The sequence below is a fragment of the Streptomyces sp. NA04227 genome (assembly GCF_013364195.1).
Classification (GTDB): domain Bacteria; phylum Actinomycetota; class Actinomycetes; order Streptomycetales; family Streptomycetaceae; genus Streptomyces.
Map to the genome: position 1 here is coordinate 3,270,565 of NZ_CP054918.1, position 22,339 is coordinate 3,292,903.

A 22,339-nucleotide genomic window follows, 5' to 3' on the forward strand; every position below is an offset into this window, starting at 1 on the left:
TCAACTCCGGGTGACGGTCATTTCCGGGGCGTGGTCAACTCCGGGTGATGGTCAATTCCGGGCGGTGGTCAACTCCGGGTGAAGGTCAACTCCGGGCAGTGGTCAACTCCGGGTGAGGGTCAACTCCGGCGTCTGTGAGGTGAAACGGATGCGCATCGGCGAGTTCTCCGAGCGAACGGGCACGTCCCGCAGGCTGCTGCGCTACTACGAGGAGCAGGGCCTGATCGTCTCCGCCCGCTGCGCCAACGGCTACCGCGACTACGACGCCCGCCTCGTGGACCGCGTCCTGCAAATCCGAGGACTGCTCGACGCCGGGCTGCCGACCCGGATCATCAAACAAATCCTCCCCTGCCTCGACAAGCCCCGCGCCATCGTCTTCTCCGACGCGACCCCCGACATGCTCGCCACCCTGGAACGCGAACGCGACCGCATGACCCAGCGCATCGAATGCCTGACGCGGAACAGGAATGCGGTGGGCGCGTACTTGGAGGCGGTGCGGGAGAACAACCGTGAGGGTGGCGGTGGGGACGAAGGTGGGAGTGACGGGCGGGACGAAGCTGGGGGCGGCGCGGAGCCTGCGGCATCGTGAGGCGAGGAGGTGTCGGCCGCGCCCGTGTAGCAGCGGTGTAGGGCTCGCCCGTATGACAGCGGTGCAGGGCGCGCCCGTACGGCAGATCGGGGACTACGACGCGTCCGCCCCGTAGGTCCCGAACTCCGGAACTCCCGTCGACTCGAAGGTGTGCACCGAAAGCCCGCCCGGCGTCGTCCGGTGACCGGCGAGCCGCAGTCCGACCGGCGCGCCACCGTCCGGGAAGAGGCGTCGACCCTGCCCCACGACGACCGGAGCGATCACCAGCCGCAGGGTGTCGACGAGCCCGGCGGCCAGCAGCGACTGGGCCAACTCGGCACTGCCGTGAATCTGCAGCTCCCGGCCGGGGCGCCGCTTCAACTCGGCGACTTGAGCGGGCACATCACCGGACAGAACCGTGGTCGGATTCCACGTGGCCCCGGCCTCTGTCAGGCTGTGGGAGGCCACGTACTTCGGCAGCCCGTTGAGGATGGCGGCGGCGGGGTGATCGGTCATGTTCGGCCAGTCCCGCGCGAAGTTCTGGTACGTACGGCGCCCGAACAGAAACGCATCCGCCTCACCGAGCCACTCCCCCGCCAGCCGCTCGAAGTCCTCGTCCAGATGCGGCACGAACCACCCGCCCCGCGTGAACCCGCCACTGGTGTCCTCGTCGGGGGCACCCGGCCCCTGGGAAACACCGTCGAGGCTCAGGAACTCCTGCACTACCAGCTTCATCGCGCACCGCTCTCTGTTTGGCTCACTTCGAACTCCGATGACCGCCCGCCCGCGACGGGCGACGCTTTCGACCTCAACGGACGAGGCCCAATGGCCGATACGGCTCCTTCGCCCGAGAGACGTGACCGTCCCCCTCTTCAGACGTGGTGAGCCACAGAAACTCATCGCCTTGAGGTGACCTCACTGTCCGCCGAAAGGAACGGCACAGGACGACGGGATCTTTCGCGCCTCAGCCCGAGGGGCCGAATGGACATGGCCGCAACGGTCTCGGGCCGGGCGTGCCCCGGCTCGCCTCGCCGGTACCCCCAGCTCAGCCCCTTGCCCGCGCCCTGAGCACGGCCCCGACGGACCTACGGTGGCCCCTCTCGTCCGCGTACGGAGCACCCTCCGAAACTGTGTAGACTTGGCGAGGCCGCCAGCCGCACCATATGGATGCGCAGGCACGCCGCCTTAGCTCAGATGGCCAGAGCAACGCACTCGTAATGCGTAGGTCTCGGGTTCGAATCCCGAAGGCGGCTCCAGCTTTATCCGCTGGTCACAGGCCAGTTGATCACTGCCCGTTCGGAGATGCCCGAGCGGGCAGTACGCATTTTGTACACGTCACTTTGATCACGCAGCTTCCGCGAGTGACGCACGAATCTTGTCGAGTGCGGCGACCCGTCCGGCGTCGAGCGCGTCGGCGACCTCGTCGAGCCGATCCGGGAACAGGTGCCCGTACACGTCGAGCGTCATCGCCGCTGACTTGTGCCCGAGCATCGTCTGCACGACCTTCACGTCGGCGCCGGCCGCGATCGCGAGCGACGCCGCGGTGTGCCGCAGCTTGTGCGGCGTGATGCCGAGCCCGTCGAGCCCGGCCGCCTTCACCGCAGGGTCAAAGAACCGCTGCCGGAAGTTCGAGTACCGCAGCGGCCCGCCCTCGGGCGCCGTGAACACGAGTGCGTCGAGCTTCCGGCCGGCGGTGAGTTCGCGCAGTTCCTCGGCGAACGACCGAGGGAGCGGCACCGACCGCTTCTCGTGGTTCTTCACCGGTCCGAGTTCCAGCGCGCCGCGGACGTCGGTGTACCCCTGCACGATGCGGATACGGCGGGTGTCGACGTTCACTCGGCTCGCCTTGATGGCGCTCGCCTCGGCCCACCGGATACCGCAGTACCCCAGCACCAGGACGAGGCGCCGGTATTCGCCGGCCGCCTCGGCGAGCCGCTCAAGCTGCTCGTGCGTCAGATAGACGTGCTCGTCGTCCTCGTTGCGCCGCGGCAGCTCGTGCTCGGTCGCCGGGTTCGCCGCGATGCGGTTCGTCTGCACGGCCCGCTTCATGACCATGGAGAACACGCGGTAGATCTTCGTGATCCGGGCGGGTCCGAGCTTCCGGCCGGACTTGCCCGGCTTCTCGATCAGGTCGTCGATCCAGTCGGATACGTCCTCCCACCGGATCGCGCCGACTTGCCAGTCGCCCCACTGCGGGATCACGTAGTTGTCGAGCAACTCGCGATAGTCGTGCTTCGTGGTCCGCCCCTGTCGGCGCAGCGACTTGTACCACTCTTCGGCGATCACCTTCACGGCCGCCTTGGCGGACTGCGGGTCGCGGTACGAGCCCTTGTCGAGCCGTGCCGTGATCGCGTCCTTCTCCGCCTCGGCCTGCGGCAGCTTGGCGAACGTCTTCGCCTTCGGCTTGTTGTCCGGGCCGTACCACCGCACCCGCCACCGGCCCGGAGCCTGCCGCTTGCTGCCCTTACGCTTCGCCGCCTGCCACTTCTCCACAGCCTGTTGATAGTCGGCGTGGTTGGCGCGGTCCTCGATCCAGACCCTAGCCATCTGTACCCCCCGGTTCCTTCTCTTGCTGCCGGTCGTGCTCGGCGGTGACCAGTCGTGAATGGTCGTCGCGCACCTCGTCCTGCAGCTCGACGAGCCAGTGCGGCAGTCCGTGCACCTTGTAGTGCGCCGTCGCCGCGTACAGGGCACGGCCGGCCGCAGCGGTGCCGCGTTCCTTCGGCAGCTCGATGGGCCCGTCGCCGATGCCCCACTGCCACGCCGACAGGGCGCTGATCGGCGCTGTTCCGGTGACGTCGATCGTGTCGTTCGCTTCGGTGTCCACGGGCAGCAGCAGCGCGAGCGGCCCGACGCCGAGGGCGGCCGACAGCGCGACGAGGTCGTCGACGTCGACTCGCCGTACGGCACGGCCCTCCGGCTGCGAGCCGTTCTCGATCTTGTTGAGCGCGTCGGCACTGAGAGGGCGCCCGCGCTCCTTCAACTCTGCAGAGAGCGCTCGAAGAGTGAGCCCTCGCGCCTCCCGCAGGCGCTTCACGTTGGCGGCAACAGTCCGCCCGGTCGGTCCCAACTCGATACGTCCTGTCGTCATGATCCGGACGTTATCAGTCGAGCTTTTCTCGACAGAACCCCGGATCTTGCGGACCGGAATCATCCCGGCTACGCTCCACATCATCACGGACTATCCCGCGATGATGCAAGTACTCATCGAGAAAATCTCGACAGGAGTTCTCATGGAAAGCCAGCGACTTACGCCGGTAGAGGCGGGGAAGATCATGGGCGTCAGTCCGCAGACTCTGGCCAACTGGCGTTGGCAGGGCATCGGGCCGACGTACGTCAAGCTCACCCCGGGCAGAGGCGGGCGAATCCGGTACACCCGCGCATCCGTCGACGCATGGATGCGCGAGCGTGAAGTCGACACCGGGGTCGCCGCATGACCCTCGACAACGAGAGCGCCCCCGGCCTGCGGGAACAGGTCGCGGGGGCGAGTGACTACCTGGCGGGCGAGTCACCTGACATCGTGCCACACGGCGCGGCGTGGCGGCAGGCGCTTGTCGCCGCCACCGAGGCCACGCATCGCGGGCTGCACGTCTTCCCGATCGGGCGGGCGAAGCTGCCGGCGATCCGTTCACCGCATCGCAGCGACCCGCCCGGTACGCCGAAGTGCCGCGGCGAGTGCGGCCGCCCCGGTCACGGCGTGTACGACGCGACCGACGACGAGCACCGCGTCGCCGACCTGTTCGCCGCCGCACCACACGCCACCGGATACGGCATCGCCTGCGGCCGCGGAGAACACCCGCTGCTCGGCGTCGACCTCGACCGGAAGAACGGCGTCGACGGCGTCGAGGCGCTGCGTGCACTCGCCAACGAGCACGGGTTCGAGGTGCCCGAGACGATCGTCATCGCGACGCCTTCGGGCGGGCTGCATCTGTGGTTCACCGGGCCGGCCGGCGTCACGGTGCAGAACAGCGCGAGCAAACTCGGGCCGGGCATCGACGTCCGCGGATACGGCGGGTACCTGGTCGGCCCCGGCTCATGGACGCCGAGGGGCGTGTACCGGGTCGCCGCGATGCACCCCGTAGCGCGTGCACCGCTCGCCCTGGTCGACCTGATGACCCCCAAACCCGTACAGCGGCCGGCGCTCGCCGCTCGGCAGGTGCTGCCCGGCCGACAGCGGTCGGCGGTGCTCACCGGGCTCGTCAAGTTCGTGCTGCAGGCACCCGAGGGCGAGCTGAACAACCGCCTGTACTGGGCTGCCTGTCGCGCGTTCGAGACCGGCGTCGATCCCGACGCGGTGACCCGTGCCCTGGTCGACGCCGCGGTGTCCCTGGGGCATCCCGAACGCGCTGCCGAGCGCACGGTGACCAGCGCCCGCAACGCACCAACGAGGAAGCGTGCATGAGCAAGGACGACGACGACAACATCGACGAGAAGGCACGCGAGATCCTTCGCCGCGCCGGCCTCGCCGACGAGGGGAAAGGGCGCGGGCCGTCGCAGGCATCGCAGCTCGTCGCACTCGCCCGCGAACGGTACGAGCTGTTCATGTCCGAGGACGGACGACCGTACGGCGTGAAGCAGGACGGCCCGAACATTGCGCTGCCGCTGCGAGGTAAGGCCGGCCTGCGGTCGCAACTCGCCCGTATCTACACCGACGAGAACGACGGTTCGGTGCCGTCGCAGTCGGCGCTCGCCGACGCGATGACCGTGCTTGAGGGTGTCGCGGCCGCCGCCGACCCGCGAGTGCCCCACCTGCGAGTTGCTCGGCACAGCGACGAGATCGTCGTCGACCTGGCGACGTCGGACGGCCGCTGCGTCATCATCGGGCCGGACGGATGGCGCCGTGAGCCGCGCTCGCCGATCCTGTTTCGCCGGTCGGGTGCCATGAAACCGCTGCCCGAGCCGCTCGCCAACGGCGACGGTCTCACGAAGTTGCGCGAGCTGCTCAACACCAGTGACGAGGGGTTCCGGCTGCTCGTCGCATGGCTGGTCGCCTCGTTCATTCCCGATCTGCCGCACCCGATCCTGACGTTCCGCGGCGAGCAGGGCACCGGGAAGTCGAAGGGCGCGGCGATGGTGATCGGAATCATCGACCCGTCCGGCGCCCCGAAACGGACGGCGCCGCGCGACGTGAAGGCATGGGCGACGCAGGCGTTCAACTCATGGGCGCTCTGCCTCGACAACGTCTCGATCATCGCTGATTGGCTGTCCGACGCCCTGTGTCGGGCGGTGACCGGCGACGGCATCGTCGACCGCGCGCTCTACACCGACGACGACGTCGTCGTGCTGGAGTTCCGGCGCGTCCTGGCGATGACGACCATCGACGCCGGCGCGCTCGCGGGCGACCTCGCCGAGCGTCTGCTGACGATCGAGCTGAACCTGATTCCCGACCACAAGCGGCGCGAGGAAGCTGAGTTGGACGCGGTGTACGCCGAGGCTCACGCCTCGATCCTTGCGTCGCTGTTCGATCTGCTCGCGCAGGTGCTCAAGGTGCTGCCCGAGGTGCACCTCACGGAGCGCCCGCGCATGGCGGACTTCGCGCGGATCCTCGCCGCAGTCGACCAGGTGCAGGGGTGGGACACGCTTCACTCGTACAAGTCGAGCGCCCGTGACGCCGTCGCCGACGTCCTCGACGGCGAGCCGTTCGCACAGGCGGTCGTCGCCCTGGTCGACACGGCCGGGGCGGACGGCGTCACCTTGACGGCGCAGGAACTTCTCGACGCGGTGCAGACGCCCGAGCGGCTGCCGAAGAAGTGGCCGAAGGACTCGACGCGCGCGGCCGGCCAACTCAAGCGGCTCGCGCCCGCGTTGCGGACAATCGGCGTCGACGTCGACGACTCGCAGCGGCAGCCGAGGGGCAACCGCTCGCGCCTCTACCGGCTCACCTCGTCAGAGAGTAGGCGCAAGACAGCACCCGCAGCGCCCACAGCACCCGCAACGGGCTCTGAGCAGCAGGAACGCGCGGGTGCTACGGCAGACGCGAGCACCCGCGCCGGTTCTCGCAGCACCCGCAGCGGGCGCTCGCCGGGCGCTGCGGGCGCTCGCGCGGGTGCTCACCTCAGCGCAGCACCCGCAGCCGACACCCTGCCTGACGTGCCCGAACACGACTCTGCGGGCACTGCGGGCACTGCGGGCGCTAGTTCGCAGCCACTCTCTGTTTCCGCGACCGCTCTCTGTTCCGAGTGCGGGTTCCCGATGGCGCTGATCGAGCCCGGCCAGACCTCACACCCGAACTGCGGACCCGCCGCAGCATGACCATGAAAGGCACGACCATGACTGACGACAGCAGCAAGCGGCGCGACCCGGTCGACGCCGCCGTCGACACCATCCCCGGGTTCCGAGCCGTCGAGGCGGCCGACGCCAAGCTGCAGCAGCGCATCAAGCAGCTTCGCAACCCGGCCGCGCTGCCGCAGCCCGACTTCGTCGCCGAGGCACTCACCGCGCTCGACGCCGACGAGCCCCTGCCCGCCGACCTCGGCCGGCGCGCATGGGAGGCGCAGCAGGCAGCGAAGTTCTACGAGGCAGAGCTGCAGGTGCTGCTCGGCGTCGAGAACCGCCTCAAGCAGAAGCGAGAGATGGCGTTCAACGCCGGCGCCGACGGCGCGCTGCCCATGCTCCGCGCCGCCCTCGACGAGCTGCTCGCCGAGGCACGGCCAGCCGCCGAGTCGCTCCGCGGCGTGCACGACGCACAGAGCGCCATCGACCGCGGTCCCGAGGCGATCGCCGCATGGCAGGGGTTCGACGCCTACGTGACCCGGTACAAGCGGATCCGCGACGGACAGTACGCGCTCACCCTTGGCGCTGCGGGAGGCCGCGAGATCCACGTACGGGGCCGCGATGTCTCGTTCAGCGCCGTGTTCGGGCTGTGGTCCGAGGTCGCCAACGTCACTGAGGTGTGGCCCGAGTGGGTGCCCGGCGGTGAGGGCATCCGCCCGCCCTGGCCCGTGCCCAACCCGAACCGCCCGTTCGATGTACGGCACGACCGCGAGTGGCTTCTGTGGGTGCTGCGCACGCCCGGCGTCGAGCTGTGGCTGCCCCAGCTCGACGAGCTGCGGAAGGCGTGGGAGACGCAGCAGTCGGACGCCATCGAGCGGGGAGGCAAGGCAGTCGAGAAGACCGGTCAGAAGCTCAAGCGTCCCGTTCGCGTCCGGGCCGGCGACGGATCCGAGTGGAACGAGTACCGCGAGATCAGCGCCTAAGAGAGGAAGCACCATGTCCGACGCGAAGCGCACCAGGACGAACGGCATCGAGCGCGGCCGGAAGCTGTACCGCGACTTGATCGGCCCGCTCTCCAGCGACGGCCCGGCGCAAGAGTTCGCCCGGCTCAACGACACCGCGGTGAACCGAGCGAGTCTCGCTCACATCGCCCGACAGGGCGGTGAGCGCGGCCGCGCGGCCCGCACACGGCTTGACGAGTGGGAGGCCGGCGACTCGTCGGCCGCCTGACAGACCAGGCGTCAAAGTCACCCCGCTCGCTGTTCGGTCAGTTCCGGCGAGCGGGGAGCCATGGACACGAGCACTGCGCATGGTGCCCTGACTGTCCAGCGCCACCCCGAGCGCCCCGTCGCCATCCCGGCCGGCGGGGCGCTCTACTGTGCGCGAACGCTTTTAGGTCTCTGACCAGGCGCGATATGCAGCGGCGACACGCCGACGTGACAGGCGGACGCCTGCCGAGTTGGGGGTTCGAATCACCCCGGACGGCGGCGATCAAGGCCACAACGGGGCGTCACACGGCGAGAAAAGGGCGCCGAGCCGAATTCCCCAGACCCGTACAGACCGACAGCCGCAGCACCTCCCGGGCCGAAGATCGGGGGGCGGGGGGAGTCACCCCCCAGGGGTCGCCGAGCCCGGAGCGCAGTCGGGGCAGGCGTACACCTCGATGTCGAACGAGTGCGCGCCGACGCCGCCTCGGGCGCGGCCGACACTGACGCCGCCGACTTTGGTCCACAGCGACTTGCCACACAGGCAGCAGGCCCAACCCTGGTGTTGGGCGTAGGTGAGATCGTCGGCCGACGGCAGCTTGAGGCGCGCGGTCACCGGACTGTCCCTAACTGCGCCCACAGACCGCACTCGTCGGTCGTGAGCCCGACGCGGTCGGCGAGTCCTGAGACGAGCATCCAACCGGGTCCGTGACTGTTGATCAGCGGTAGCGGTTCGGGTCCCGACGCCGTGAGGCGGATCCGCTTACCGGCCGTCGACAGGGTCATCTCGATGACTTCCGCACCCGAGCCGAGGACGGCGACGAACAACTCGTCGGCGATCAGCGGGGCGTCGAGGTGCTTCACGCGGCCGCGAGTCCACAGACGCACGTGGGCTGCCTCGATCGGCTCGCCCTTGAAAGCCTTCTGCCACGTATGACCCGATTCGGGCATAGTTGACCCCCGGTGACGGCCGTTATCTGAGTACAGGTAGTGCTTATCTGTACTCAGATTGTCGCCGGGATTGGCGCTGGTCAAGCGGGACGGGAGAGTATGTGTACTCAGATTGACCTGATCACTCGGAATGGGGTGCAGCGGTGGCACAGCCTGAGTACCTGCGGATCGCCGCCGACCTGCGGCGCCGCATCGCTCCGGGCGGAGAGTTCGGGCCGGGTGATCAGATCCCGACCATTCCCGAGCTGTGCGCCGAGTACGGCGACGTGTCGCCAACGACGATCCGCAACGCGCTGCGGCTGCTCACGAACGAGGGACTGATCGAGGCTCGCGCTCGCGCCGGCACGCGAGTTCGGCCGCGGCCGCCGATCCATCGCATGGCAGCGGACCGGTACCGGTCGACGCCCGGCGCGAAGTCGACGCCGTACACGCGCGATCAGGGCATCGGATGGTCCGAGTACCGACTCGACAAGCGGTTCGAGAAGGTGCAGGCGGACCCCGAGTTGGCGGCGCTGTTCGAGTGCGAGGTCGGCGAGCGGCTGCTCGCGCGGCACTTCGTGTTCTACGACAACGACCAGCCGACGCAGATGAGCACGAGTTACGTCCGGTGGTCCGATGTGGCTGACACGCCGGTCGCCGACCCGATCAACGAGCCGTGGCCGGGCGGCACTCGCGCGCAGATGGCGAGCCTCGGCATTCGCGTCACGCAGGTGCGCGAGTCGTTCACGACCGCCATGCCGACCGATCTGGAGGCGGCGACGCTGCGGATCGGCTCGGGCGTGCCGGTCCTGCGGTACACGCGTCGGCACGTCTCCGATACCGGCCGCGTGGTCGAGGTCGCGCACCCGATCGTCCGTCGCGGCGACACGACCATCGTCGACTTCGTCATCGACCTCGACGAGCAGCCCGGAGCATGACGACGGCCCCCGCCCGAGGTTGGGCAGGGGCCGCGGTCGATCTCAGCGAGTGCCGTCGCGGTAGGTGCGCCGCCATGCGTTGTGGAGGCGCCGGCCGACGCGCAGCCGGTAGCGGTCGCCGTGGCAGCGGCTGCACGTCCTGGTCCCGAGCCATCCGTGCTTCTCGCCGTCGCCGCCGCACTTCCGGCACCGGGCGAACGGCTGCAGCATGCACAACGCCGCGTAGGCGAGCAGCCCGAGCGCGGCCGCGGTCATAGCAATGAGCATGGAGTGTCTGCCCCCTCCGAAGTGGGTGTTTCCCGTTTCCCGAGGGCGCCCTGCTAGCTACTAGATCACTGGTCAGGGCGCCTTTGTGCCGCTAGCGGGGCTGCTAGGTCTAGCAGGGCGGGGTGCTAGACCTAGCAGCCGTACGAGGGTCAGGCGGCCGCCCGGTCGGCATCACGGCGCGTGATGGCGGCGACGACGTCGGCCCGCTTGATGCCGCGGCGCGTGGTCTTCTCCTCGTCGTCGTTCGTGCCCCACACGTCCCGCACGGTGATGCCCCATGGCTTGAGCGCGGCCGTCACGTTGGCGCTTGTCCATCCGGTGTAGACGTCCGGGCGCAGCTCGCCGAGGCGGGCGGCGACACGCTCGTTCCACACCTGGTCTTCGGCGGCGTCGATGACCGTGACGACGTCGGCGAGCATGTCGACGCCTGCGGCCGCGGCCGGCCCCTCGCCGAGGGCGTGCCCGGTGATGTTGCCGTACTCCTCACGCATCCGGCGGGCGCGCGCGGCGACTTGCTCGGCGCCGACAGCGTCGACGAACGCCGAGGCGACGATGCGCGGGTCGTCGCCCTCGCCGGACATCCAGCAGATGCCGAGGTCGAGCCGGCTGAACATGGTCGAGCGGATACCGGACTTGTACGCGCCAGTCCCGAGCACCATGTCGTTGGCCTGGTGGTTCATCACCTTCAGGCAGAACCGCAGCACGGCGTTCGCCGAGATGCCCGGCGGCAGCGACTTCGCGTCGGGGCGCTGCGTGGCGAACAGTCCGACGATGCCGAGCGCCGGCCCGCGCTTCGTGATGTCGGTGCAGATCGATTCGATCTCGGCGCCGTACTTCTCGTCCTCGAACGGCACTTGGCACTCGTCGAGCCCGACGACGATCGGGTGCAGCCCGTACCGCTTGTCGCTCGCGAGCGCCGGCGTCACCTTCGACTCGGGGCAGATCGAGCGAGGCAGCGACTTGATCACCTTCGCCCGGCGCCGCAGCTCCTCGCGCAGCTCGCGCAGGGCGTGCAGCACGTACTCGATGTCCTCGGGCTCGTCGCCGGCCCGGTAGCGGTGGCAGACCGGTTCGAGGGCGCCGAGGTCGCCGGTCCCCTTGAAGTCGAACGCGTACAGCGCGGCCCGCGGGTCAAGCGCGGCGATCAGCAGGAACAGCCGCAACAGGAACGTCTTGCCCATGCGCGGGATCGAGCCGATCACGATCGCCGCGAACATCAGCGTCACGGACATGTCCCGCATGCGCTGGTCGTTGCCGAACACGACGGGCCGGAACAGGTCGACCTGACCGGACTTGAGCAGCGGCCACGCCGGTTTCTTCGTCTCGTTCATCGGCCGGTCGCCGACGTACAACACGAGGCGCCCCTGATGCTCGTCGGGATCGCCCGCCGGCCACACGCAGCCGAGCTTGCGCCGCAGGCCCGAGGCGAGCGCCTCGCGCTTCTCCATGACGTCCTCGGGCACGACGCCGTACGGCAGATCGAGGTCGGCACGGTAGCCCGGACCGTCGCGGGTGATCTCGGCCGTAAAGCGCATGCCGTCCATGTCGCCGCCCTTCTTGATCGCGGCGCTGATCTTCTGGTTGCCGATCGAGTCGAGCCCGCGCAGGACGATCGAGCTGGTCAGCTTCTGCACCTCGGTACGCAGCACGGCCGGCCCGATGACGGGCGCGTCCTGGTGCTGCCCGAGGAACCCGAGGGTGAGCACGCCGCCGGCGGCGAACACGTACAGGAAGTCGGGCGCCATGACGTACAGCCACAGGGCGAACCCGAGGCCGAACACCGCGGCGACGACCGTGACGAACAGGCGCAGGCGGACCCGGCCGGCGCGCAGCCGCGCCAACTTCAGGTACTCGTCGACGTCCTCGGTCCGCACGGCCCAGTCGCGCAGCGGCGCCGCCTCACGGTCCCACACCCAACGGTCCGTGGCCGTGACGAACCGGCAGGCGCCCCGCGGCGCCATCATCGTCAACTGCGTCGCGTACCAGGGCGCCCGCAGCCCGTGATACAGCGAGGCGTACCCGGCGCGGCTGCTCGCCTGCCGGGCGGTGGCGAGGAAATCGCGCCGACTGGTCAGCCATGAGGCGATGATCGGGCGGCGCCGCTCGGTGTGCACGCCGGGCGCAGGCAACTTCGGGTTGTCGACGAGTACGGGCGTACTCGGCTGCTCGGGCTCGACGGGTACGGGTGTACTCGATCGGGTGTCTGCCGGGGGCACGGCGGTGTCGGTCATGATGGTGCTCCGGTTGCTCAGATGGTGATCGGAAGCACGGGGCGGTCGTGTCCGCGCGAGGTCCGGCCGCCCCGTGGCGTATCAGCGGTCGTTCTGGAAGTCGCGCAGCAGCGAGCGCAGGACGACGAGACAAGCGGTCGCGCATACGCCGCCGATGGCGACCGCGACCGAGGCGACGGCGAGCGCGAGCGCACAGACGGACACGACGCCGCCGATCGTCAGCCACTTGAACGCGTTGAACTGCTGCCGCGGCGCCTGGTGCTGGCACTGGTGCGGCTGTACCGCCTGCATGAGCTGCTGCGCCTGCAGCACGGCGGCGATGAGCTTGAGCTGCTCGGAGTTGTCGGCCGCCTCGACAGCCTCGCGCGCAGCCTTGTCGAGGTCGTCGTTCACCGCGCCCACCTGCGCAGACCATGCAGCCACGGACGGGCGACGAGCCCGAGCGCGAACGCGACGACGACGGGCTGCGAGGCGACGGCGGCGACCAGGGCGACGACGAGCGCGAGCAGCGACGGGAAGGCGATGAGCAGCCCGAGCAGCGCGCCAAGGATGAGCCACTTCACGGCCGCACCTCCTGCCGCGCGCGGGCGTCGACGAACGCGCGGAACGCGTTCTGCAGCGCCTCGGCGCGAGGCTGCCCGCACCGCACCCGGTCCTTGATAACCCGGATCGAGGGCACCTCGCCGGCGAGCAGCTCGTCGCGGAACTGCTGTGCGGTGTCGCCGAGCCCGAACGCTGCGAGCGGGTCGACCTCGTCGACGGGTACGTCGGGCGCGGGCGCCTCGGGCACGTACTCGGCGCGTACCTCGGCGCGGGCGCGGGACGCCTCGGCGGCGACCGCCGGCCGCGACGCGACCGCCTTGGGACGGGCCATGATCGGCAGCAGCCGCGCCCCGGCGGGTACGACCTCGGGTACGGGCTGCGGAAGCGTCGGCCGCTCCGGGTACGCCTCGGGCACCCGCTCGACCTCGACGGGCACGGCGTACTCGACGGCGGGCTCGGCGGCTGCCTGGTGCTCGTCGCGCGCCAGTGCGTGAGTACGCCACAGCGCCACCGGAACGAGCAGCGAGACGACCGTGACGAGTTCGAGCGTCACGTGCACTACGCCCGCTTCGAGGGCGTGAGCGGCGACCTGCGCGGCGCACATCAGCACGAGCGACAGGGCGACGTCGAGCGGCCGGAACCACTTGAGCGCGGCGATCACATAGCAGTCGATGCTCATCGGCAGCATGACGGCGATCGGCGGCCGCGCGCCGAGCCGACGCGCGAGCTCGTACTCGGCGATCGCGGTGTACGCGAGCCCGGCCGCGGTCGACGCCCGCCGGATCCATGTACGGGTCGGGTCGGTGCTCACGCGCGTGCACCGCCCTCGATGTCGACGGCCCGCAGCAGAATGCGCAGAGCCTCGGTCACGGCGCCGTACGCCTGGTTCAGGGCGAACACGTCGCTGTAGTCCACGCGGGCGTAGTCGAGCAGCAGCCGGCGCGCGACGCGGGCGGCGACGTCGGTGTTGCTCGGCTCGCGCAGCCGGTCGCGCACTCTGTCGGCGTCGGCGCCGTGCAGGGGCTCTCGAACGTCGGCCGCCGGCCGGGCGCTCGCGGCGAGCTGCCTGCGCAGGGCACGCAGCTTCGGCAGGAACACCTCGGTGTCGTCGATCAGCTTGTCGAGGCCGGCGAGGTCGAGTTCGGCGCCGTGGTTGTCCTCGCTGAAGACGGCGACGACGGGCTCGTCTTCCTCGGTGCGGAACAGGTACGCGTGGAAGTTGGCGCCGCCGTTCACGGTGGTGAGTTCGGCGCGCTCGCTCACGCAGTAGTCGGCACGGTGGCCGGGGTCCTTGCACCAGGACGGGCAGGCGTTCGGCACGCCGTCGAGCGCGAGCGGCGCCACGGTGTACGGAATGGGCTGGTCGACGGGCCAGTCGATGGCAGATACGGTGTGGCTCATGGTTCGGACTCCTGCTGAGTAGGGGTCCGGCCGTAGGCGCCGCCGATCATGTCTCCGCATGTGGCGGCGCCGCCCTGTTTCTCGTACGCACCGCGTACACGTGAGAACGGGATTGGCCGGGATAACTGGGGATATGGCGAGATGCCGTTTCCGCAGGTCAACCGGCCTGTGAGTGGTCTACAGCAGGTCAAGCGAGGGGCCTAAATGACCTCGTAATGCGTAGGTCTCGGGTTCGAATCCCGAAGGCGGCTCCACTGGAACCCCAGTTCAGATCTCCCTGAACTGGGGTTTTCCGTTTCAGTGGAGGCGACGACTACGCCGTGTGCGGGCGGCACGATCGCCAACGTGGCGCCCCCACGTGGTGCCCGAGCCGAGACGCGGAGGAGCTATCGGCCCCGCCGCGATCTTGCGGCAGGGCGGGGCCGTGGCAGTGAGGCGCGGGCACGCCGTGGTGGTGCGGCGGTTGTTATGAGCAGTGGGTGTTCTCGCGCGGGGCCCTGCCAGTGGTCAGGTAGGTGTTCACCGCTGCGTCGACGCAGGCGCTGCCTCGGTTGTAGGCGGTGTGGCCGTCGCCTTCGTAGGTGAGGAGGGTGGCCGAGTCGAGTTGGGTGGCGAGGGAGCGGGCCCAGCCGTAGGGGGTGGCGGGGTCGCGGGTGGTGCCGACGACCAGGATGGGGGCCGCGCCGCGGGCCTCGATGCGGCGGGGTTTGCCGGTGGGCTTGGTCGGCCAGTAGGAGCAGTTCAGGGCGGACCAGGCCAGGCCGCGGCCGAAGACCGGGGAGGCCTTCTCGAAGGTGGGCAGTGCTGCGGTGACCTCGTCGGGGGAGCCGAAGGCGGGTGGCAGGTCCAGGCAGTTGACGGCGGCGTTGGCGTACATCAGGTTCGTGTACTTGCCGTCCGTCTCGCGCTGGTAGTAGCTGTCCGAGAGGGCGAGCAGGCTGGTGCCGTCCTTCTTCTTCATGGCCGCGTTCAGGGCCGCGCGCAGTTGTGACCAGGCGGCCTCGTCGTACATCGCCGCGATCACCCCCGTCGTCGCCAGTGCCTCGGTGAGGGGGCGCTGCTTCGAGGAGGTGCGCAGGGGCTTGGCGTCGGCGCGTTCGAAGAAGGCGGCCAGGTTCGCGGTCGCCTTGGGCAGTGCGGTGCCCTTGGGGCCCAGCGGGCAGTCGGGACGGCGTACGCAGTCCTTGGCGAAGGACTGGAAGGCCGTCTCGAACCCGGCCGTCTGGTCCTGGTTCATCCGGCGGGCCGAGAGCGCGGGGTCCATCGCGCCGTCGAGCACCAGGCGGCCGACCCGGTCCGGGAACAGGCCTGCGTACGTCGCGCCGAGGAACGTGCCGTACGACGCTCCCACGTAGTTCAGCCGCCGGTCCCCCAGCAGTGCGCGCAGCATGTCCATGTCGCGGGCGGCCTCCACCGTCGACATGTGCGGCAGCAACTCCGCCGAGCGGCGCTCGCAGCCCTGCGCGAACTTCTTGTACGCCGCCACGAGGGCGTCCTGCTCGGCCTTGCTGTCGGGGGTTACGTCGGTACGGACGTACGCGTCCATCCCCTTGGCGTCCAGACAGGTGACCGGTTCGCTGCGGCCCACGCCGCGCGGGTCGAGGGCGACCATGTCGTAGGTGCCACGGACCTTCGCGGGGTAGCCGAGGGCCGCGTACGACTGGAGGTAGCCGATGGCCGAGGCGCCGGGACCGCCCGGGTTGACCAGGAGCGAGCCCTGGCGGCGGCCGTTCGCGGTCGCCTTCTTGCGCGAGACGGCCAGTTCCACGTGGCCGCGCGAGGGCTGCTCGTAGTCCAGCGGCGCCTTCATCGTCGCGCACTGGAAACCTTCGCCGCCGCAGCTGCGCCACGACAACTTCTGCTCGTAGTACTTGCTCAGGGACGGCGGGGTCTTCTCGGGCAGCGCGGCCATCGAGGCGTCGGTGTGCGAGCCGGTCGAGGTGCATGCGGCGGTGGAGGTGGCGAGCAGGGTGAGGGCGGAGAGGGTGCCGAGGAGGTGGGTGGTGCGGGGGGAGGTGGGGAGGGGGCGGCTGCGGCTGAGGTCGGAGCCAGGGGCGTTCGCGGTGCGGGGGGCGCGGGTGGGGCGGGGGCCGAGAAGGGTGGGGAGGCCGCGCAGCGGGCCTGCCGTGCGGGAGGGGGTGGGACGGCGACGGCGGCCGCTGGGGCTGGAGTTCATTCGGCGAGGGTAACTGTGCGCGTTGTGATGGTCACTTGAGGTGGAGGGGGTGGGGGTGGCGCGTATGGGTGATGGTTGGTGGGGGATGTGGGTGGGGGGCTGCTGTGGGGTTCGGTCACCCTCGCGCCTTGGGGGGCCTCCCCCTCCCCCCTCCCCTCCCTCCCCATCTCCCCCACGCCGCCCCCACTCCGCCCAACACAAGTCACCTCAGGTGCTCAGCCCACCCTGAACGACCCACAGAGCAGCCCAACTCCCGCCCCGCCACCACCCTCCCCTCTCTCACAACTCGTCCCGCCTCACTCCGCCGCCTCACCCCGCCCGCAGCGCCAACGTCATCGCCTCCACCGCGAGCAGCGGTGCGACGTTGCTGCTCAAAGCCTCCCGGCAGGCGCCGATCGCTTCTATCCGGCGCAGGGTCGACTCGGGTGTGGTCGTGCCTGCCAGCCGAGTCAGGGATTCCTCGGCGTCGGTGTTGGCCAGGGCGGAGTGGGCACCGAATTGGAGGGCGAGGACGTCGCGGTAGAAGCCGGTCAGGTCGGTGAGGGCGAGGTCGAGGCTGTCGCGCTGGGTGCGGGTGCGGCGGCGCTTCTGTTTGTCCTCCAGTTCCTTCATGACGCCTGCCGTGCCGCGGGGCATGCGGCCGCCGCTCTGCGCGCCCAGCGCCGCCTTCAACTCCTCGGTCTCCTTCGCGTCGGTCTCCTCGGCGAGTTGTGCCGCCTCTTCCGCCGCCGCGTCGACCAGTTCCTGTGCGGCTCGTAGGGCCCCGCCAACGTCCGCCACTCGGAGCGGGAGCTTCAGGACCGCGGCGCGGCGGGACCGGGCCCGTTCGTCGGTCGCCAGGCGGCGTGCCCTGTCGATGTGTCCCTGGGTGGCCCGGGCCGCTGTCGCCGCCCGGTCCGGATCGATGCCGTCACTGCGTACGAGCACATCGGCCACCGCGTCCACGGGCGGCGTGCGCAAGGTGAGGAGACGGCAGCGGGAGCGGATCGTGGGCAGCACGTCCTCGATGGAGGGGGCGCACAGCAGCCAGACGGTGCGCGGAGCCGGTTCCTCCACGGCTTTGAGGAGGACGTTGCCCGCGCCTTCGGTGAGCCGGTCCGCGTCTTCCAGGACGATGACCTGCCAGCGTCCTCCGGCCGGGGAGAGCTGCGCCCGGCGGACCAGGTCGCGGGTCTCCTTCACACCGATGGACAGGAGATCGGTACGGATTACCTCCACGTCCGCGTGCGTACCGCCCAGCGAGGTGTGACAGCCGTCGCAGAACCCACAGCCCGGCGAGCCGCCGAGCGCCCGGTCGGGGCTCACACATTGCAGCGCCGCCGCGAAGGCGCGCGCCGCCGTGGCCCGGCCCGCGCCGGGCGGACCCGTGAACAGCCAGGCGTGCGTCATCTTCGACGCCTCAGGGGGCGCCTCTCCCCTGTCGACGGCTGTGACGAGCGCGTCGGCGTCCCGTGCCGCGGCATCCAGCTGCTCCGCGACATACTCCTGGCCCACCAGGTCGTCCCACACCGTCATGGGTACGTCACCCCCTCCTGTCCTCTCCTCGTACTTCGCTCCGTACGGCCGCTGAGCAGGGCCGCCCGCTTCGGTGGGACGCATGCCGCCGCGGATCTGCCGACCATCTGACCTGCGGACAACGCACCGATGGCCGGCCGTTGCCGACCGTCGGCTTTCGCGTCCGAGGCCCATTCTGGTGCACAGCTCCGACAACCGGGCGGCCTGTGGATAACTCCCGCGCACCTGGGCGGAGATGCCCCTCGGCCAGGTGCGGCGTCCTCATCCACAGGCCCTCGACAGCTCCCAGCACCCGCCCACGCCCCGCCGCCCCAAGCCCGCAGTCGCAGTCGCAGCCACAGCCACAGCCACAGCCACAGCCACAGCCACAGCCACAGCCACCCAACCCGACCAAGCCCAGCCGCACACAACCCCAGCCACACAAAAAAGGACCCGGGCCCGCCCATCACGGCACCCGGGTCCTCTCACAACATTCGCCACACGGCCGGTACGGAGAGAGTTCCAGCCCCTCGTACCGGGCCGGAGCCACCTCCACCCCCACAGAGCCAACTCACCTCACCGGCAAGCCGACTCCGCAGAAGCCGCCGACTCGATCAGCGCCACCGCCCCTTGCGCGGCTTCCCGTCCTCCGCCTGCCCCTCGTGGCGCACCCGGTCGTTTTGCCCCGTCTGACCCGTCTGGTCCGTGGGTTCCGACTGCCCCGCGTGGTCCTCGTGCGGGCCGAGCAGCTCGTCCGCCAGGGTCGGCAGGTCGTCGAGCGGGGTTTCCTCCGCCCAGTCGGAGCGACGGCGAGGGCGGCCCGACTCCGGGTCGATCTGCGGGAGTTCGTAGGTGCGGTCGTCGCCGCCGGGCGGCGGGGCCTGCTGGTCGTCGCGGAAGTAGTGCGGCGGTACGCGGTCGAGCGGGTCGCCCCGGTCCTCGCGTACCGGCGGCAGCACGGCCGTCTCGTCCGGCTCGGCCGGGGACGAGGCCCCGTGGCCCGGGCCCTCGGCGCCGGGCATCGGCAGAACCGCGGTCTCCTCCGCGTCCGAACCCGAACCCGGACCCGCACCCGCACCCGCACCCGAGTCCACCGGCCGCAGCACCGTCGTCTCGTCGTGGTCCGAAGAGCCCGAAGGCTCAGAAGAGAGGTCAGAAGAGGAAGAAGACCCGGGCGCGCCCACAACCGGCGTAGGCACCGTGATCTCATGGTCCGGGTACTGCGGCGCGGTCTCGGCCGACCTCGGCACCGGGTTCTCCACGGTCGTCTCGTTGTCCGGATCGCCGACACGAGCCGTGCCCGGTCCTGCCGGACTGCCCGATCCCTCCGAGCTACCCGACCCCTCCGAACTCCCCGAGCCCCCAGGCCCCTTCGAGCCCTCGGACTCCTTGGCCGCCTCCGGCCTCGGCGCCCCACCGGCCGCCGACTCCCGCAACTCCGTAGCCGTGCGCTCCGCCCGGGCAGCCGCCTCGGCGGCAGCCGCGGCCGCCGCGCGGCGGGCCTCTTCGGCCCTGAGCAGCGCTTCCTCCGCCTTGCGCTGCTTCTCCACGCGACGGGCCTCGGCCTCGGCGTGGATGCGGGCCTCTTCCTCGGCGCGGCGGCGGGCCTCCTCCTCGGCCTTGCGGCGGCGCTCCTCCTCGGCGGCGCGGGCCTGCTCCTCGGCGAGCAGGCGGGCCTGCTCCTCCTCGGCGCGGCGGCGGGCCTCCTCGGCGCGCAGGCGTGCGGCCTCGGCCTGGCGTTCGGCCTCGCGGGCCCGGGCCTCCTCCAGCTCGCGGCGCTTGCGTTCCTCTTCCTCGGCGCGGATGCGCTCCAGCTCGGCCTGGCGTTCGCGCTCCAGGCGCTCTTCCTCGGCCTTGCGCCGTGCCTCTTCCTCCGCGCGCCGGCGTGCGGCCTCCTCGGCCGCCCTGCGCGCTTCCTCGCGCGCCGTGACCTCGGCCTCCGAGAGCGGAAGTACCAGGTCGAGGCGGTGCCGGATCACGGTGGTGACGGCCTCGGGCTCCTGCCCGCCGTCCACCACCAGGTAGCGGCCGGGGTCGCCCGCGGCCAGCGTGAGGAAGCCGGAGCGCACGCGGGCGTGGAACTCGGCGGGCTCCGACTCCAGCCGATCGGGTGCCTCGGTGAAGCGTTCGCGGGCCGTCTCCGGAGCGACGTCGAGCAGTACGGTCAGGTTCGGCACCAGGCCGCCGGTCGCCCACCGCGAGATGCGTGCGACCTCGGTCGGCGACAGGTCGCGTCCGGCGCCCTGGTAGGCGACGGAGGAGTCGATGTAGCGGTCGGTGATGACGACGGCGCCGCGTTCCAGGGCGGGCCGAACCACCGTGTCGACGTGTTCGGCACGGTCGGCCGCGTACAGGAGGGCCTCGGCGCGGTGCGAGAGGCCCGCGCTGGAGACGTCGAGCAGGATCGAGCGCAGCCGCTTGCCGACCGGGGTCGCGCCGGGCTCGCGGGTGAGGACGACCTCGTGGCCCTTGGACCTGATCCACTCGGCGAGTGCCTCGGCCTGGGTGGACTTGCCCGAACCGTCGCCGCCCTCCAAGGCGATGAAGAAGCCCTCGGCGGGCAGCGCCTCGGCCGCGTCGGCGCCGCGCAGTGCCTCGAGCAGGTCCTGGCGCAGCGGGACGCCGGAGCGGTCGTCGGTCTTCGCGAGGACCAGCGCGGCGACCGGCAGCAGCAGTGCGCCGACGAGCATCAGCGTGAACGCGGCGCCGCCGTGCGCGAAGACGAAGTCGCCGTTCTCCAGGCGGTGCGGGCCGATCGCCGCCGCGAGCAGCGGTGCGGCGAGCAGTCCGGCGGCCACGAAGACCCGTACCACCGCGTGCAGATGGGCCGTCATGCGTACCCGGCGCGGCTCTTCGGTCTCCTGGTCGATCAGGGTGTGCCCGGTGTGTGCCGCGATGCCCGCGGCACTCGCGCCGAGCGCCAGGATCACCACGACGCTCGCGAGGTCGGACACCAGCCCGGCGCCCAGCAGCGCGATCCCGGTGGCCGCGAGCGACAGGGCGAGCAGGCGGCGCCTGGACAGGGCGGGCAGTACGGAGGGCGCGGTGCGGATTCCGGCGACGGTGCCGCCGGTGAGTACGAGGACGAGCAGCCCGTAGGTGACCGGGCCGCCGTCGAGGTCCTTGCCGTGCAGGACGGCCACCGCCACCGCGGCGGAGATCGCGCCCGCGACGGCTGCGCAGGCGAGGACGAGCAGCGGGATCGCGCCGGTGCGGCCCTTGTCCCGGTCGCCGCCCGCCTTGGGGCGGCGCAGGCCTTCGAGCGGCGAGCGCGGGCGCGGGGTGGCGGTGTCGGGGAGTTCGAGGAAGACGATCACCGAGAGGGAGGCGGCGAACAGGCCCGCGGCGACGTAGGAGCCGAGTGCGGCCTGGTGTGCGCCGAACCAGTCGATGCCGGTGCCGAGCGCCTTCGTCAGGAGCGAGGCCACGACGAGCGCGGCGGCGGCGATCGGCACGGCCACGAAGGCGGTGCGCAGCGAGAGGCGGCGCAGCGCCTCCTGGTGGTCGGGCAGGGGGCGCACGCTGGCGCCCTCCGGCGGCGGCGGGGGCAGCAGGGCCGGGGCCGCGCTCTCCCGGCAGACGGTCCACAGGCGTTCGGCGACCGAGACGACGAAGGCGGTGACCAGGAGCAGGGCCAGGGCGTTGGCGGGCGACCAGTCGATCCACAGCGGCGCGATGATCAGCAGCAGCGCGCGCACGCCGTCGGCGCCGACCATCGTCCAGCGACGGTCGAGCAGCCCGCCCTCGCGCTTGTCGCCCTTCTTCTCCGGCTTCTTGCCGGGTGCGGTCAGGGCGCTGAGCGGGCCGAGCAGCACCGCGCCGAAGAGCAGCGTGCCGAGGATGCGCGCGCCGAACACCGCGGCCACCGCGAACGCGACACCCCGGTATCCGCCGCCGAACGCGCTCTCCTGGATCGCGGTCTGCAGTACGAGCAGCACCAGGACGAGCAGTGCCAGGACATCGCCCACCCCACTGACCAGCTGTGCGCTCCACAGCCGCTTCAGCTGGGGCGCACGCAGCAGCGCGCGTACGGCGCGCTCCCGTGAATCAGCGGCGAGATCGTCGTCGGGGACCGCCTGCAAGGCCGCCCGCTGCTCGGTTCGCGTCATCCTGACAGCCTATCGGCAGGCCCCCTTGCGCTGTCGGGCCGCCCGAGGATGGGACCGCATCGACACCTAATGGCCGGGGCGAAACGGCCTGCTGTTCACGAACCGGGCACCGGTGGGCGCGAGCGGGCGTACGAAGGACGGTCGTACGGGCCCCGCGCACGGGTCGGCTTGCGCGCCCGCGTGCACACCCGCCGGGCACACGCCCCGCCCGCAGGCCCACGCCCCACCCGTACAGCGATCCGCCCCGGCGCTCAACAGCACCGG

The 22,339-nt window shown here is 70.9% G+C and carries 21 protein-coding genes and 1 tRNA gene; 8 read left to right on the forward strand and 14 right to left on the reverse strand.

Features of this window, described 5'->3' with window-relative positions:
• Window positions 1–148: 148 nt before the first annotated feature.
• Window positions 149–589, forward strand: coding sequence for a MerR family transcriptional regulator (locus HUT18_RS13955; protein WP_176100946.1), 441 nt, complete (start codon window positions 149–151; stop codon window positions 587–589).
• Between the two features lie 93 nt (window positions 590–682).
• Here HUT18_RS13955 and HUT18_RS13960 read toward each other — a convergent pair whose 3' ends face one another.
• Window positions 683–1,303 carry a dihydrofolate reductase family protein gene (locus HUT18_RS13960; protein ID WP_176100947.1) on the reverse strand — a complete coding sequence of 207 codons (621 nt, stop codon included), beginning with the start codon at window positions 1,301–1,303 and terminating at the stop codon, window positions 683–685.
• 444 nt (window positions 1,304–1,747) lie between these two features.
• On the opposite strand from HUT18_RS13960, the gene HUT18_RS13965 reads away from it, so the two are divergent.
• Window positions 1,748–1,824: transfer RNA gene (locus tag HUT18_RS13965), tRNA-Thr, on the forward strand.
• 88 nt (window positions 1,825–1,912) lie between these two features.
• Here HUT18_RS13965 and HUT18_RS13970 read toward each other — a convergent pair.
• Both HUT18_RS13970 and HUT18_RS13975 read right to left on the reverse strand, forming a co-directional pair.
• Window positions 1,913–3,115, reverse strand: coding sequence for a site-specific integrase (locus tag HUT18_RS13970; RefSeq protein WP_176100949.1), 1,203 nt, complete (start codon window positions 3,113–3,115; stop codon window positions 1,913–1,915).
• A complete protein-coding gene (locus tag HUT18_RS13975; protein ID WP_176100951.1) occupies window positions 3,108–3,659 on the reverse strand; it encodes a helix-turn-helix domain-containing protein in 552 nt (183 codons plus the stop codon). The genes HUT18_RS13970 and HUT18_RS13975 overlap by 8 nt, the downstream gene beginning before the upstream one ends.
• 100 nt (window positions 3,660–3,759) lie before the next feature.
• On the opposite strand from HUT18_RS13975, the gene HUT18_RS13980 reads away from it, so the two are divergent.
• From HUT18_RS13980 to HUT18_RS14000, 5 genes are read left to right on the forward strand one after another with little or no spacing between them, the layout of a single operon-like run.
• Window positions 3,760–4,005 (forward strand): helix-turn-helix domain-containing protein, encoded by a 246-nt coding sequence (locus HUT18_RS13980; protein WP_254878589.1) that lies wholly within the window; start codon window positions 3,760–3,762, stop codon window positions 4,003–4,005.
• Complete coding sequence (locus HUT18_RS13985; protein ID WP_176100953.1) at window positions 4,002–4,970, forward strand: bifunctional DNA primase/polymerase; 969 nt, start codon at window positions 4,002–4,004, stop codon at window positions 4,968–4,970. The genes HUT18_RS13980 and HUT18_RS13985 overlap by 4 nt, the downstream gene beginning before the upstream one ends.
• Window positions 4,967–6,820, forward strand: a complete 1,854-nt coding sequence (locus tag HUT18_RS13990; RefSeq protein ID WP_217710485.1) for an ATP-binding protein — start codon at window positions 4,967–4,969, stop codon at window positions 6,818–6,820. Before HUT18_RS13985 ends, HUT18_RS13990 begins: the two co-directional genes overlap by 4 nt.
• Before the next feature lie 17 nt (window positions 6,821–6,837).
• Complete coding sequence (locus HUT18_RS13995) at window positions 6,838–7,764, forward strand: hypothetical protein (RefSeq protein ID WP_176100954.1); 927 nt, start codon at window positions 6,838–6,840, stop codon at window positions 7,762–7,764.
• Between the two features lie 13 nt (window positions 7,765–7,777).
• On the forward strand, window positions 7,778–8,011 hold the full coding sequence (locus tag HUT18_RS14000) for a hypothetical protein (protein WP_176100956.1): 234 nt from the start codon (window positions 7,778–7,780) through the stop codon (window positions 8,009–8,011).
• A gap of 378 nt (window positions 8,012–8,389) precedes the next feature.
• On the opposite strand, the gene HUT18_RS14005 is transcribed toward HUT18_RS14000, so the two are convergent.
• A complete protein-coding gene (locus HUT18_RS14005) occupies window positions 8,390–8,602 on the reverse strand; it encodes a hypothetical protein (protein ID WP_254878590.1) in 213 nt (70 codons plus the stop codon).
• Window positions 8,599–9,021, reverse strand: coding sequence for a hypothetical protein (locus HUT18_RS14010; protein WP_254878591.1), 423 nt, complete (start codon window positions 9,019–9,021; stop codon window positions 8,599–8,601). Before HUT18_RS14010 ends, HUT18_RS14005 begins: the two co-directional genes overlap by 4 nt.
• A gap of 59 nt (window positions 9,022–9,080) precedes the next feature.
• Between HUT18_RS14010 and HUT18_RS14015 the strand changes: the two genes are divergently transcribed.
• Window positions 9,081–9,854, forward strand: a complete 774-nt coding sequence (locus HUT18_RS14015) for a GntR family transcriptional regulator (protein WP_176100958.1) — start codon at window positions 9,081–9,083, stop codon at window positions 9,852–9,854.
• Between the two features lie 42 nt (window positions 9,855–9,896).
• On the opposite strand, the gene HUT18_RS14020 is transcribed toward HUT18_RS14015, so the two are convergent.
• The 9 genes from HUT18_RS14020 to tmk form a co-directional block, all read right to left on the reverse strand.
• On the reverse strand, window positions 9,897–10,109 hold the full coding sequence (locus tag HUT18_RS14020; protein ID WP_368661523.1) for a hypothetical protein: 213 nt from the start codon (window positions 10,107–10,109) through the stop codon (window positions 9,897–9,899).
• Between the two features lie 161 nt (window positions 10,110–10,270).
• Complete coding sequence (locus HUT18_RS14025) at window positions 10,271–12,352, reverse strand: FtsK/SpoIIIE domain-containing protein (RefSeq protein ID WP_176100961.1); 2,082 nt, start codon at window positions 12,350–12,352, stop codon at window positions 10,271–10,273.
• A gap of 81 nt (window positions 12,353–12,433) precedes the next feature.
• The gene (locus HUT18_RS14030; protein WP_176100963.1) at window positions 12,434–12,745 is read right to left on the reverse strand and encodes a hypothetical protein; all 312 of its coding nucleotides are present in this window, start codon (window positions 12,743–12,745) and stop codon (window positions 12,434–12,436) included.
• Window positions 12,742–12,915 (reverse strand): hypothetical protein, encoded by a 174-nt coding sequence (locus tag HUT18_RS14035; protein ID WP_176100965.1) that lies wholly within the window; start codon window positions 12,913–12,915, stop codon window positions 12,742–12,744. The genes HUT18_RS14030 and HUT18_RS14035 overlap by 4 nt, the downstream gene beginning before the upstream one ends.
• Window positions 12,912–13,706 (reverse strand): hypothetical protein, encoded by a 795-nt coding sequence (locus tag HUT18_RS14040; RefSeq protein ID WP_176100967.1) that lies wholly within the window; start codon window positions 13,704–13,706, stop codon window positions 12,912–12,914. The genes HUT18_RS14035 and HUT18_RS14040 overlap by 4 nt, the downstream gene beginning before the upstream one ends.
• The gene (locus HUT18_RS14045; RefSeq protein WP_176100969.1) at window positions 13,703–14,296 is read right to left on the reverse strand and encodes a hypothetical protein; all 594 of its coding nucleotides are present in this window, start codon (window positions 14,294–14,296) and stop codon (window positions 13,703–13,705) included. The genes HUT18_RS14040 and HUT18_RS14045 overlap by 4 nt, the downstream gene beginning before the upstream one ends.
• Before the next feature lie 466 nt (window positions 14,297–14,762).
• Window positions 14,763–16,472 carry an alpha/beta hydrolase gene (locus HUT18_RS14050; RefSeq protein WP_176100970.1) on the reverse strand — a complete coding sequence of 570 codons (1,710 nt, stop codon included), beginning with the start codon at window positions 16,470–16,472 and terminating at the stop codon, window positions 14,763–14,765.
• 309 nt (window positions 16,473–16,781) lie between these two features.
• Window positions 16,782–17,987 carry a DNA polymerase III subunit delta' gene (locus HUT18_RS14055; RefSeq protein ID WP_176100972.1) on the reverse strand — a complete coding sequence of 402 codons (1,206 nt, stop codon included), beginning with the start codon at window positions 17,985–17,987 and terminating at the stop codon, window positions 16,782–16,784.
• A gap of 593 nt (window positions 17,988–18,580) precedes the next feature.
• Window positions 18,581–22,075, reverse strand: a complete 3,495-nt coding sequence (gene tmk / locus HUT18_RS14060; RefSeq protein WP_176100974.1) for a dTMP kinase — start codon at window positions 22,073–22,075, stop codon at window positions 18,581–18,583.
• Window positions 22,076–22,339: the final 264 nt, after the last annotated feature.